Origin of the sequence: Enterococcus sp. DIV1094, assembly GCF_017316305.2 — a bacterium.
In the GTDB taxonomy this organism is placed as follows: Bacteria; Bacillota; Bacilli; order Lactobacillales; family Enterococcaceae; genus Enterococcus_B; species Enterococcus_B mangumiae.
The window spans coordinates 2,240,004-2,252,765 of sequence record NZ_CP147250.1; the positions used below are offsets into that span (position 1 = coordinate 2,240,004).

The 12,762-nt window shown below is 38.0% G+C and carries 11 protein-coding genes; 9 read left to right on the forward strand and 2 right to left on the reverse strand.

Annotated features, from left to right (window positions below; genetic code table 11):
- Window positions 1-12: 12 nt before the first annotated feature.
- The 4 genes from DOK79_RS10690 to DOK79_RS10705 all read left to right on the forward strand — a co-directional run bounded on the left by DOK79_RS10690 (window position 13) and on the right by DOK79_RS10705 (window position 4,754).
- Window positions 13-1,485, forward strand: a complete 1,473-nt coding sequence (locus tag DOK79_RS10690; protein ID WP_206859503.1) for a Mur ligase family protein — start codon at window positions 13-15, stop codon at window positions 1,483-1,485.
- A 424-nt stretch (window positions 1,486-1,909) separates the two neighbouring features.
- On the forward strand, window positions 1,910-3,118 hold the full coding sequence (locus DOK79_RS10695; RefSeq protein ID WP_206859502.1) for an LCP family protein: 1,209 nt from the start codon (window positions 1,910-1,912) through the stop codon (window positions 3,116-3,118).
- 395 nt (window positions 3,119-3,513) lie between these two features.
- Window positions 3,514-4,230 (forward strand): hypothetical protein, encoded by a 717-nt coding sequence (locus tag DOK79_RS10700; protein WP_242543365.1) that lies wholly within the window; start codon window positions 3,514-3,516, stop codon window positions 4,228-4,230.
- A complete protein-coding gene (locus tag DOK79_RS10705) occupies window positions 4,209-4,754 on the forward strand; it encodes a carbohydrate-binding protein (RefSeq protein WP_422392101.1) in 546 nt (181 codons plus the stop codon). Before DOK79_RS10700 ends, DOK79_RS10705 begins: the two co-directional genes overlap by 22 nt.
- 108 nt (window positions 4,755-4,862) lie before the next feature.
- Here DOK79_RS10705 and DOK79_RS10710 read toward each other — a convergent pair whose 3' ends face one another.
- Entirely contained in the window at window positions 4,863-5,333 is a 471-nt protein-coding gene (locus DOK79_RS10710) for a TspO/MBR family protein (protein ID WP_206859507.1), read from the reverse strand.
- Between the two features lie 380 nt (window positions 5,334-5,713).
- On the opposite strand from DOK79_RS10710, the gene DOK79_RS10715 reads away from it, so the two are divergent.
- The 3 genes from DOK79_RS10715 (at window position 5,714) to DOK79_RS10725 (ending at window position 9,110) form a co-directional block, all read left to right on the forward strand.
- On the forward strand, window positions 5,714-7,264 hold the full coding sequence (locus DOK79_RS10715) for a fibronectin type III domain-containing protein (RefSeq protein WP_206859500.1): 1,551 nt from the start codon (window positions 5,714-5,716) through the stop codon (window positions 7,262-7,264).
- A gap of 367 nt (window positions 7,265-7,631) precedes the next feature.
- The gene (locus tag DOK79_RS10720; RefSeq protein WP_206859492.1) at window positions 7,632-8,210 is read left to right on the forward strand and encodes a lytic polysaccharide monooxygenase; all 579 of its coding nucleotides are present in this window, start codon (window positions 7,632-7,634) and stop codon (window positions 8,208-8,210) included.
- Window positions 8,211-8,393: 183 nt separating this feature from the next.
- A complete protein-coding gene (locus DOK79_RS10725; RefSeq protein WP_206859489.1) occupies window positions 8,394-9,110 on the forward strand; it encodes a YcjF family protein in 717 nt (238 codons plus the stop codon).
- A gap of 108 nt (window positions 9,111-9,218) precedes the next feature.
- On the opposite strand, the gene rlmD is transcribed toward DOK79_RS10725, so the two are convergent.
- Window positions 9,219-10,595: a 23S rRNA (uracil(1939)-C(5))-methyltransferase RlmD gene (rlmD, locus tag DOK79_RS10730; RefSeq protein WP_206859487.1), complete on the reverse strand. Its 1,377-nt coding sequence runs from the start codon at window positions 10,593-10,595 to the stop codon at window positions 9,219-9,221.
- Between the two features lie 105 nt (window positions 10,596-10,700).
- Between rlmD and recX the strand changes: the two genes are divergently transcribed.
- Window positions 10,701-11,501, forward strand: a complete 801-nt coding sequence (gene recX, locus DOK79_RS10735; RefSeq protein ID WP_206859485.1) for a recombination regulator RecX — start codon at window positions 10,701-10,703, stop codon at window positions 11,499-11,501.
- Window positions 11,494-12,675, forward strand: coding sequence for an A/G-specific adenine glycosylase (gene mutY / locus DOK79_RS10740; RefSeq protein ID WP_206859483.1), 1,182 nt, complete (start codon window positions 11,494-11,496; stop codon window positions 12,673-12,675). Before recX ends, mutY begins: the two co-directional genes overlap by 8 nt.
- Window positions 12,676-12,762: the final 87 nt, after the last annotated feature.

The window sequence follows — 12,762 nt, forward strand, 5'->3', positions numbered from 1 at the left end:
GTAGGTGGAAAGATGAATACGATCAAACAATTGCTTAGTGAAATCGAGGGTTCATATTTCGAAGAATATACTGAGCTAGATCAAGAGGTCAATCAACTTGAATATTTTTCAGGACATTTAAAACGTATGAAGGATTATTCTAAAACGATGTTTGTATGTATAACAAATGAGCGCCGACAATATATCAATCAGATGCGTCCAGTCAAATGGGCAGATGGAAATGATCAAATCAAAGGAAAAGAAAATCAGTTTGCTTTGATCGTCACGGAACATCCGATTGAAGACCCTTCTGTGACCACACCGCAGTTTATTGTAAAAGATAGTTGGCGTTTCTTATTGGAGTTTGCTAATAAGATGCGTCAAAACTTTAAAAAACCGGTGATTGCGATTACTGGTTCAGCTGGGAAAACATCCACACGAATGATGATTACCCATGCGTTCAAAGAGGAAAAAGTTCTAGAAAATCGGGGCAATCACAATGTGAGATTTGCGATTCCTCTTTATTTAGGTCAGCTAGTCGGTGATTTTGATTTACTGAATTTAGAAGTATCGCTCAATGCGCTCAATACCTACGATACTGGTTCAATGTCTGATTTGATACAACCTGATATAGCAATCGTTACCTCTATAGGAGAAGCCCATCTCAGTTCGTTAAAAACAACCAATAATGTGGCTTATTATAAGTCTAAAATTTTTGACGGATTAAAAGAGAACGGAACAGCGATCATCAATACTGATATGGGTGCAGAAGAATTAGCCATCCTAGTTCAAGCGGCTGAAAAGAAAACGACGGATATTTTGACTTATTCATTGTATGACACTAGTAGAGTGGTACATGTGTCATCGATTGAACAGAAGAAAGAATATTGTGAAGTAGGTGTCCATTTCTTTGATCAAAAAATCAAGATCCGCTTGAGCGTTCCTTCATCCGGTATGATTTCCAATGCATTGGCGACGCTGATTGCGATTTGGAAAATCAAGGGGGATGTTTCGGCTTATATTTCTGCTTTTGAGACATTCAGACCACTACCTAAGGTTTTAGAAAAAAGCTTTTATTCGAATGAACCAACTTTCACTTTTATTGATGATACGCACAATGCCTCGTTACCTTCTATGAAAAATGCAATCGAATACTTTAAAGCAGTTCGCCCGTTTTATGAAGGAAAGTCGATCTTAGTTTTGGGACAGATCGCTGATCTGGGGAATACTTCTGCAAGTATTCATCAACAAGTGATGGAAGAACTAACAGATGTACCAGCAGATCATGTTTTTGGCTATGGGGAACATTTCAGAGAATTATTCAACGAACAAAGTAAACATAAGCAAAACTACCAGTGGTTTGAAACGTTACCTGAGTTGACACAAAGTATCCAACAACAATTGACAAATGATAGTTTAGTCTTGGCAAAGGGATCTGTCACAGGAAGTGATTTCCATGAAATCGATAAGTATATTCGTCGTTTTTCTTTCAAAGAAATGGCGTGAGCAAAGACGAAAGTAAGAATAAAGCAAGGAAGTTAGTCAAGCTAACTTTTCACTAATAGCCACTTTTAAGAATTCTTAAAAAGACGGAGAAGTCGAAAAAGGTTATTCCATTTTCGCTACTCTCCGTTTTTTTCATTGATGAAGCTTGGTTGAATGAATTCAATAAACTTCAGAAAAAAACTTTCGTCGTTTATTTATTTAGTAAAAAATCATAAAAATCCAATAAAACGTATAAAAAGAATAGTATTCTTTCTTTTCTGAAAGAGCGCCCTATGGTATGATAATTAAGAATTTTACAAAAAATACATATAAATCACGAAGATAAACACTACTTTTTAAACTTTTATTAGGATTTAGTGGGTGAATTGCTGAATGATTGGGTGTATGAGAGAATAGTTAAGAATATGTATGACAGAGGTGTATTATGAAGCGGTGGCAAAAAGTGATATTGACTTTATTAGGAATTATCGTACTACTCATCGGTGGAGTTTCAGCGTATGGGATCAAGTTTATGGGAGAGGCAAGCCAGACAGTCAATCGAATCTCAAAACAATCTGACCGTGTATCAGCAAAACGGACGGATCGAGTGAGTATCGATGACCAGGAACCTTTTTCAGTATTATTATTAGGATTAGACACAGGAGGGCTTGGTCGTACGGAGCAAGGTCGATCCGATACGATGATGGTCGTGACCGTCAATCCACAACAAAAAAAATCAACGATCATTAGTTTGGACCGAGATATCTATACGAACATTGTCGGTTACGGGACAGTCGATAAGTTGAATCACGCTTATGCATTTGGTGGCGTCGAGATGGCAATGGATTCGATCGAACAATTACTCGATATTCCTATTGACCATTACGTCACGATCAATCTGGATGGGATGAAAGATTTGATCGATGCAGTAGGCGGGATCGAAATCGACAATAAGATCGACTTTACGTTAGATGGTGTCCATGTACCAGAAGGCAAGCAAACAGTTGATGGTGAAACTGGCTTGGCTTATGCAAGAATGCGTCATGAGGATCCGGAAGGCGATATTGGCCGACAAGCACGTCAACGAGAAGTAGTGACAAAAATCGTCAACAAAGTAGTCAGCTTGGATGGTGTAAGTAACTACCGCAAACTTTTAGATGCAGCTGGAAACAATGTGACGACCGATTTAGATTGGGATGATATGCTTGACATTGCAACGAATTATACCGACGCTTTCAAGACGATCAAACAAGACCAACTAAAAGGAAAAGACGCGACGATCAATGATGTATACTATCAAATCTTAGGTCAAAATGATTTGCTATCGATCCAAAATCAACTGAAGAAACAATTAGAGATCGAGCCAAGTGATACGTTACCTAATTTGAAAAACGATAATGCCTATATGATGTTTTATGATGACTCAGAAAATGTTGAAGGAGATACCACTGCCGACAGCACAACTGGAGATGGATCTGTTTATTCACAAGACACTAATCAATACGGCACTGATACGTATGGTCAGCAATCAACATACTCAGAAGACACCTCTCAGTATTATGACCCAAATCAATATAACCAACAGTACTATGATCCATACAGTGGACAACAAAACGATCAAAACACAGAGACTTGGACAGGTAATGGTTATTAACAAAGCTTTGTGACCAACAGCGTGAATCAAATAAATCGATATCGGAACTTAGAGGAAATTTCCTTTAAATTCCGATATTTTTTTATTTTTTACGTTATTAAATCGTTATTTATAATCCTTTAAAATTATTGTTTTTAAAATAAAAAAATATTCGATATATTTAGTAGATATTTTTTTTTCACGTTTTTGCCTATTTATCAGCACTCAATTCGATTTTGTCTCTGGTTTTAATCATAATAGAGACTTGAACTGTTTTTCAGAATTTTTATTCTTAAATTAAAAAACGTTAATTCTTATAAAAAAATGTTATATTTTTATTTTTAATTTGTTATGATATCGATGTGCAAGAGAAGTACATAGCACAAGAAAAATGTTGATGGGGGAAATACATACTAATGAAAAGAAATATTCGTCTAAAAAAATTACTAGCTGGAGCTGCATTATGTAGTCTGCTCGTTGCACCGTTGTTTTTGAATGAACAACAAAGTGCAGCCACAGAACAAACACTTAAAGCAACACCTGATTTTGGCGTAGGTCAAGGAATCGAATGGCCAGAGCAAGTCGTTGCACCGTTTGTCGATATGACTGCCTACACTTCAGGTACAGACCTATCGAACAATGGCGCGTTGAATCTAGCAGCAATCGCACAGGAAACAGGACAAAAATTCTTTAATTTAGGCTTCATGCAAGCAAAAGGAATCAAAAATGGCAAGATCGATTGGGCGTGGGGTGGATTTGCCGGATTAAGTGAAAACGACAGCGATCAATGGCAATATGAAGGAATCAAGAAAACGATCCGTGAATTAAGAGAAATTGGTGGAGATGCTGCAGTTTCATTTGGTGGATTGAACACTGGTGCTTTCTGGGAAGTCAGTCATGACGAAGATATGCTGTATGATGCGTATATGGAAGTGATCCAAGGCTATGGCTTTACCCGTGTTGATTTTGACGTTGAAGCAGGTGCGATGGGTTATTCAGAAAACTTAGTGAATGCAAAAGCGGTCAAACGTCTACAAGATACAACAGGTGTTCAAGTTACATTGACATTGCCAGTAATGCCAACTGGTTTGATCTCAACTGGTTTATCTGTATTACAAGCAATGACCGTGTAGCAAAATATAACTTGAGATTATTAGGGAATGGACAAACGATCAATGTCACAACTACTTCTCTTTCATACGCATTCACAAACTTAAAAGATGATACAGAATATACTGTAGAAATCAATGCAGAAGATCGTTCTGGAAATATTTCAGATACGGCAAAAGTAGCATTTACAACTTTAGCGGATGTAGTAGATCCTGGCGAGCCGGGAGAACCAGGAGAGGCTCCTGCATGGGAAGCGACAAAAGTTTACCTAAGCGGTGATGTTGTTTCTTATAAAGGTGCATTATACCGTGCCAAATATTGGACACAAAACAATATTCCAAGTGAGTCAGGTTTGTATGGTCCTTGGGAATTGATTTCAGGAACGCCAGAAGGTGGCGATGAGATTGCCGCGTGGGATGCGAATAAAGTTTATGTACAAGGAAATCGAGTGACATATAACGGTATCGTTTATGAAGCACAATATTGGACACAAAACAATATTCCAAGTGAATCTGGGTTATACGGTCCTTGGAAACAGGTTGGATAAAATATTAAATAATAGTTAATAACAAAAAGCTACGTGAATTGCTCACGTAGCTTTTTTCATCGTTCAATGATTCAAGCGAATAAGTTGTTATCAGCTAAAATCTCTCTATTAATTCAAAATAAAAATCGCGTAATTCAAGATGGATGCGAAAAATACCCATAAATAATAAGGGATCGTCAACCACATTGCTGCGCGGTTGTGCAACCATAAATGATACAGCAAAGCGGTTAAGAAAATCATCAATAAAGTGATATCGATAGCAGAAATCAAAGTATTTTCAAGATTGAAGAATATAGCCGACCACAAAAGGTTGAAGATGAGTTGGATAGTAAAGAGCCAGAGTAGTCTAGTACGATGTTTCTGATTTTGTGTATTTAAAATGAAGTACAATGAAATACCAATTAAAACATAGAGGACTGTCCACATTGGGCCAAAAATCCAACTAGGTGGTGCAAAAGCTGGGAGTTGTAATGAGTAATAATAGCTTCCTGGGTTACCACTAAGGATACCAGATAAGAAACCTAAGGCTACGATTCCGATAATACAAACCCATAAACGATAATCTTTTAATCGATTCATAGTGTATGTCATAAGATAAACTCCTTTCTTTAAACAGTTTACCACAACATTTTATAACAACACCTATTAATGCTTGTGTATTTTTTAAGTTATTTTATTTTTAGCTAATATAGCAACCATTTTGCTAGGTAGTAGACTTGAACGATTCTTGATTCCCTTTTAAAAATGGTTTAAACGTTGATATATTAGCGTTGTTGCAATACCGTACATTGGATTTTAAATTTACCAACTTGACTAAAAAAAGAAAAGAAAACGATTAAATAACTCTAATTTCTTTTATAAAATGTTATATTATTATTGTCTGTCTGATATCATGGATTTTGTAATCGATTACGAAAAATAGGGAAATGAATTAGTTGAATGGGGAGAGTTTGAAAAAGATGAAGAAAAAAGGGTTAAAAAGAGTATTAGCTGGAGCAGCTTTATGTAGTTTGCTAGTTGCACCTTTATTTTTGAATGAAGAGCAAGGGGCAGCAACAGAACAAACAATTCGCGCAACACCTGATTTTGGTGTAGGGCAAGGAATCGAGTGGCCAGAACAAGTTGTCGCACCGTTCGTGGATATCACTGCTTACACTTCAGATGCAGAGCTATCGAATAAGGGTGCCTTGAATATGGCGGCGATCGCAAGAGAAACCGGTCAACGTTTCTTTAATCTAGGATTTATGCAAGCAAGAGGAATCAAAAATGGTAAAGTTGATTGGGCTTGGGGAAGTTTTGCTGGATTAAGTGAAAGTGACAGCGATCAATGGCAATACGAAGGAATCAAACAATCGATCCGTGAATTAAGAGAAGTAGGCGGAGATGCTGCGGTATCATTCGGTGGATTGAATTCCGGTGCATTCTGGGAAGTAACGCAAGATGAAGACATGCTTTATGATGCCTACATGGAAGTGATCCAAGGGTATGGTTTTACACGCATCGATTTTGATGTAGAAGCAGCAGCAATGGGATATCACGAGAATCTAGCAAATGCAAAAGCAGTAAAACGTCTTCAAGATGCGACTGGTGTTGATGTTACTCTGACACTGCCAGTTATGCCGACAGGTTTGATTTCAACCGGCTTAGCTGTATTACAAGCATATTTAGAAGCAGGCGTGGATTTAACAAATGTTAATATCATGACGATGTGCTATGGATCTAGCGTTCCAGATTATGCACAAGGTTCATTAGATGCAGTCGATAATACAATGGTCCAACTGAAAAATCATTACAAGCAGTATGCTGGTAAAACATTGACTGATGAGCAAGCATATGCCAAGTTAGGTACAACACCTTCTGTCGGATTTGAGAATGAACAACATCCTTACTTTACAACAGACATGTTCAATCTAGTCGTACAACATGCAAAAGAACGTAAAATCGGCATGGTTTCTTACTGGTCAATGAACCGTGATGCAAAAGTAGACGGCGGGCAAGGACAAGTGAAAAATCAATATGAGTTCTTAACGGTTGGTCAAAGATTCACAGATAATTCCGAAATGCCGGAAGATACGCAAAAACCATCAACACCAACAAATCTGAGCTCAGATTTTATTACAACACAACGCGCACGTATCAATTGGACAGCATCAACAGACAATGATCGCATCGCTCGCTATAACCTAAAATTGACAGGCGCAGGCGAAACAGTTGCAGCGACAACAATGGCTGTTTCTCATACATTTGAAAAATTAAAGAGTAATACGACATATACAGTGGAAGTCATCGCGGAAGATCGTTCTGGAAATCTTTCAGATGCAGCAACCTATACTTTTACAACACTTGAAGAATCTGAATCAACTCTTCCAACTTGGGATCCTACAACGATTTACTTAGGTGGGGAACGTGTTACATACGAAGGATTGATTTATGAAGCAAGATATTGGACACAAAATGATATCCCAAGTGAATCAGGACCTTATGGCCCCTGGAAACTTGTAACTAACTAATAGATAAATTTCATATTACTCTATAGATAAAAATGATGATATTTTATAATTTTTACTAATCGCTCGGATTTTTGATCAAGATTCAAGTTATTATTTAAATAGATGAATAAGATAGAAGAGTGCATGAAGTGCTCTTCTATTTTTTTTGAAAAAACATATTTTATTTTAAATATTAAGAAAATATTAATTATAGAACAGGTGTACTTTTAATTAATGCGAGTTAAATTACTAAGAAAACGTTGATAAAACAATCTTTTTTAATGTATTTGGAATTTGTATTCAGTCGAACAAAATTATAAAAGCATAACGTTTGTTTTATATTTAGAAAACGTTTACAATGAACCTATCAAAAAGAGGAGGTTCAATTATGAAAAAGTTTAGTGTTATGATGTTTGTTGGTATTGTTATGTTAGGTTTGTTTGGTTTCGGAACATCGGGTTACGCACATGGTTATGTAACATCTCCAGGTAGTCGTGCTTATTTTGGTACAGCTGCTGCAGGAAATTTAAATCAGAACGTTGGTCGTGCGCAATGGGAACCACAAAGTATTGAAGCGACTAAAAATACATTTATCGATGGTAAAATCGCTAGTGCTGGTGTCAGTGGATTTGAACCTTTGGATGAACAAACAGCAACGCGCTGGCATAAAAGTGTAATCAATCCTGGTTCATTGAATATCACTTGGAACTTGACTGCACAACACCGTACGAGTACTTGGGACTACTATATGACGAAATCAGGTTGGAATCCAAATCAACCATTGAAATTCAGCGATTTTGAATTGATTGCAAAAATCGATGATAAAGCAACGATTCCACCAAAAACAGTGAACCAAACAATCACTGTGCCTCAAGACAGAAAAGGCTACAACGTGATTTTAGCTGTTTGGAATATTTCAGATACAACAAATGCATTCTATCAAGTTATCGATGTCAACGTCCAATAGGCAATACTTAAAGAGAAACCTTTTTAACTGATCATATAAAAGAACACCAATGAAGAGACTATTCGTTTTCGCTTCATTGGTGTTTATTTTTCCGTTCATGATCTCATTTTTTGGCTAAGCCTCGCTTGTATTGTATGATAGAAGTAAGGATAACAAAAATGGACGGATCACGGAGGAAATCAAATGAAAAAATTTTTACGAAAATCTAAGAAAAACAAAGACGTGATTGAGGACGCTGTAATCAAAAATGAAGAACCAAAATTGGAAGAAACATTCGAGCAAACACCTGAGGAAGAGAAAGAATTTGCTTCTTTTTTTGCAGAGACGATGAAAAGACTTCCTCAAAAAACATCTGCAATTATTTTACGGAGTTTTGATTCATCAAAAAGCCGAGCAGAACAAACATTAGCAAAAAGCAAAACACAATTTGATCGTCTATTTGAAGAGTTTTTAAAAGGAGTAGACGAACCATTACGGAAAAAATGTCATGCGACGATCCATGCAGCATCATTGACTGCGGCGATCATCGGTTGTTCGCCGATTCCTTTTTCGGATGCTTTCTTACTTGTACCTGTCCAGTTGACGATGATGGGACGTCTCCACAAGTTGTTCGGGCAATCGTGGTCGGAATCTTTAGGTAAAAGCGTATCAAAAGAATTGATCGTTGTTAGTCTTGGAAGAAGTGCAGTAGGCAATATCATCAAAGTCATCCCGGCGGTGGGAACAGTGGCCGGGGCTGCGATCAATGCAACCGTTGCTAGTACGATCACGGAATCCCTCGGTTGGATCACAGTAAAAATGTTGAATGATGGCGAAGATATCTTTGATGACGTGATGTCTTTCAAAGGCCAAGTGCAAACATTGTTTACTTTATTGAAACGTAAAAAGCAAATGAAATAAGGCATGATCGGAAATAATTTGATACAAAAAAATAAGCATTTTCCTCTGAAATAGTTTTATCCTATTTTATAGAGGAAAATGCTTATTTTTATAAATTGAGGGGGTTGCTTATTTTTTTGTTAATTTCACGACGACTTCACAACGAGCAGTCTGCGGGAACATGTCGACGGATTGTAAATACTCTACTTGGAATACCTTCGCTAATTGGACGAGGTCTCTCGCCAAAGTCGAAACATTACATGAAATATAAACTAATTTCTGCGGAGGGTTTTTTAAAATTGCGTGGATCAACTGCTCGTCCAAGCCAGTACGTGGTGGATCAACAATGATCCCATCCGGTCGAAATCCTTCATTCAACCACTTGGGTAATAGCTCTTCTGCAGTTCCTACTTCGTAGCGCGTATTGTGGTAACCTAGGCGTTCTGCATTTTTTTGAGCATCTGCGATGGCTTGGGGGATCGTATCCATTCCGCGAACTTCTTTTGCTTTGTTTGCCACACTCAAACCGATTGTTCCCACGCCACAATAAGCATCTACGATCGTTTCTTCAGGTTGGATAGCCAAAGCTTTGATTCCTTCACCATATAAAACTTCAGTTTGTTGAGGATTCAACTGGAAAAATGCACGAGGTGAAAGATCAAATGTTACTTCATTGATCCGTTCTTCGATTGCTTCTTTCCCCCAAAGATGCTTCGTTTCGTCGCCCATCACAAGGGAGGTCTTCAAAGGTTGGACGTTTTGCATGATCGAAACGACTTCAGGTAGTTGTTGATTGATTTCACGAATCAGCGCATTTTTTTGTGGGAATTTTTGACTTCTAGTAATAAAGACCACTTGCAGTTCTCCAGTCTGGACCCCAACTCGGACCATGATCGTACGGAAAATGCCACTATCAGCGCGTTCGTCATAGATCGGTAAGTCGTACTTGTTCAACAAATCAACGACTGTATTCATCACTTTTTGCGTTGCAGGTTCTTGAACTAAACAGTCAGTGATCGCCACCAAGTGATGCGAATTTGCCTGATAAAGTCCAGCTTCGATTTTGTCTGTTTGTTTATTTTTTCTTAATTGGAATTGCGCTTTATTACGATAACGCCAAGGATCGTCCATTCCGATCGTCGGTAGCAATGGATAATCACGATAGCCGGCGGGTTTGAATTTTTCTAAGGACTGTAAAAGCAAATCTTTTTTGAAATCGAGTTGTGCATGGTACGCTAAATGCTGCAATTGGCAACCGCCACATTCATAGTAGACTGGACACGGAGCAGTCACGCGGTCAGTACTCGTTTTTTTGACTTTGACCAATTGTCCTTCTGCGTAGCGAGGAGTTGCTTTAGTGATTTTTACTACGACTTCTTCTTTCGGAAGGGCATACGGAACAAAGACGATCATGCGTTTAAAATAGCCGATTCCTTCTCCGTTGATCCCTAAACGTTTGATTTTTAATGTGATCGTTTGGCCGTTTTTAACAATTGCTTCTGGCATAGGTATCTCCCTTTTTATCATTATGTGGCTATATTCTACCATATTATAGCGAAAGTTGGGGATTTTCTATGTTATGATAGGAATATATGTTCGAGGAGGGATAAGTTGCTTTCTATCACAAGAATCAGTAAAGGCAAAGGGCCTTTTTATCAAGTTGATCTATCGGATGGCGAAGTACTACAAGTCTCAGAAGATATTTTAGTACGCTATCGTTTATTAAAAGGGCAAGAATTAACAAAAGATAAATTAGCAGAAATCAAAAAAAGTACAGGGTATGATTTTGGTTTACAACAAGCATTGAATTATTTGAGTTACCAACTCCGAACAGAAAAAGAGATTCGGATCTATTTAAAAGATAAAGAGGTCGGGCAAGAAGATCGACATAAGATCGTTGAAAAATTAAAAGAACTAGGTTTAGTAAATGATTTAACTTTTGGTGAAAGTTACGTGCGAACGAATATGCGTTTGAGTGATAAAGGACCGAAAAAATTAGCACAGCAAATGCAACAAAAAGGGCTCTCGCCAGAAGTGATCGAACAGTCATTAAGCCAGTACCCATTTGAAGAACAGGTAGAAAATGCCCGACAAACAGCGGAAAAGACTTACGAAAAAAACCGTGCAAAGAGTCAAAAAGATTTATTACGGAATATCCAACAGAAATTGATGACAAAAGGGTTTACCAATGATGTGATCCAAGAAGCCATGCAAACATTGCCGCAAGAAACGGATCCAGATACTGAGTACGAGCGCTTAGTGCAACAAGGGGAGAAAATCTGGCGTAAGAATAGCCGTTTTGAACCTCAAAAAAGAAAGATGAAAGTAAAGCAGAGTCTCTATCAAAAAGGATTTGATTTTGAGATGATCCAACGCTTTATTTTAGAAAAGGAAGAAGAAGCAAGTGAGTAGAGAATGGGAAAACTGGTCTTCAGAAAAAACAAAAGAATTTCAAGAACGGTTCATCGAATGGTATGAACTTGAGAAAAGGAATCTGCCTTGGCGATACAATCAAGATCCTTATCGTATTTGGATATCAGAAATCATGTTGCAACAAACTCGAGTCGATACAGTTATTGATTATTTTTACCGCTTTATGGAATGGTTCCCCACCATTGAAGCATTGGCGCAAGCACCAGAAGAGAAACTATTGAAAGCTTGGGAAGGCTTAGGTTATTATTCTCGGGCAAGAAATATTCAAGCCGCTGCCAAACAGATCATGGAAGACTTTGACGGAAAAATGCCGCAAACGCCGGAAGAAATCAGTACATTGAAAGGGATTGGCCCATATACGACAGGAGCGATCGCGAGTATTGCTTTTGATTTACCTGAACCAGCGATCGATGGGAATGTGATGCGTGTCGTGAGTCGCTTGTTCTGTATTGAAGAAGATATTGCGAAGGCATCGAGCCGGAAAGTGTTTGATCAAGCAATGAGAAAAATCATTGACGAAAAACATCCAGGTGAATTCAATCAAGCGATGATGGATCTAGGATCAGCAATCTGTACCCCAACTTCTCCGAAATGTGAAGAATGCCCGATCCAAGCATTCTGTTTAGCAAAGGAAAAAGGAGTCCAAACTGCTTTTCCTGTCAAGACGAAAAAAGCGAAACCGCGAGATGTTTACTATATTTGTGCAGCAATCGAAAATTCTGCAGGCGCGTATTATTTTGAACGGAGAGACCAACAAAAATTACTTGCTGATATGTGGACATTTCCAATGGTAGAAGTGACGAAAGAAGAATATGAAAAACTTCAGACAAAATGGCAAGCGATGAATGAAATCAGTTTGTTCGATGAAGCTCTAGTGGCTGAAGAAACTTCAGCCTTGCCTTTTGTCCAAGCTGATAAAGTCGTGTGGCAAAAGCGCCACTTAGGCGAAGTGACGCATATCTTCAGTCATTTGAAATGGCATGTTTTACTATTTTACGGTCGGTTACCTAAGAACGAAGAAGACTTGTCAGAGAGCGGAAAACAAACACAGTGGTTGCTCCCAACCTCGTTTGAAGAAGTGGTTTTTCCAAAAGTGCAAATGAAGCTAGTCCAGCAGCTCGATAAAAATCGAAACAATAGTAATCCTTTCTAGGCAAAGATGATTTTTATTGCTATAATAATTACGATGTCGGTGTAATGAACACCCCAACACAAAGCACAAAATGTTGCTAAGGAAGGA

Excerpts from the sequence above, each read along its gene's own strand:
- DOK79_RS10690 (WP_206859503.1), top strand. The coding sequence starts at position 13 with ATGAATACGATCAAACAATTGCTTAGTGAAATCGAGGGTTCATATTTC.
- DOK79_RS10695 (WP_206859502.1), top strand. The coding sequence starts at position 1,910 with ATGAAGCGGTGGCAAAAAGTGATATTGACTTTATTAGGAATTATCGTA.
- DOK79_RS10700 (WP_242543365.1), top strand. The coding sequence starts at position 3,514 with ATGAAAAGAAATATTCGTCTAAAAAAATTACTAGCTGGAGCTGCATTA.
- DOK79_RS10710 (WP_206859507.1), bottom strand. The coding sequence starts at position 5,333 with ATGAATCGATTAAAAGATTATCGTTTATGGGTTTGTATTATCGGAATC.
- DOK79_RS10715 (WP_206859500.1), top strand. The coding sequence starts at position 5,714 with ATGAAGAAAAAAGGGTTAAAAAGAGTATTAGCTGGAGCAGCTTTATGT.
- DOK79_RS10720 (WP_206859492.1), top strand. The coding sequence starts at position 7,632 with ATGAAAAAGTTTAGTGTTATGATGTTTGTTGGTATTGTTATGTTAGGT.
- DOK79_RS10725 (WP_206859489.1), top strand. The coding sequence starts at position 8,394 with ATGAAAAAATTTTTACGAAAATCTAAGAAAAACAAAGACGTGATTGAG.
- rlmD (WP_206859487.1), bottom strand. The coding sequence starts at position 10,595 with ATGCCAGAAGCAATTGTTAAAAACGGCCAAACGATCACATTAAAAATC.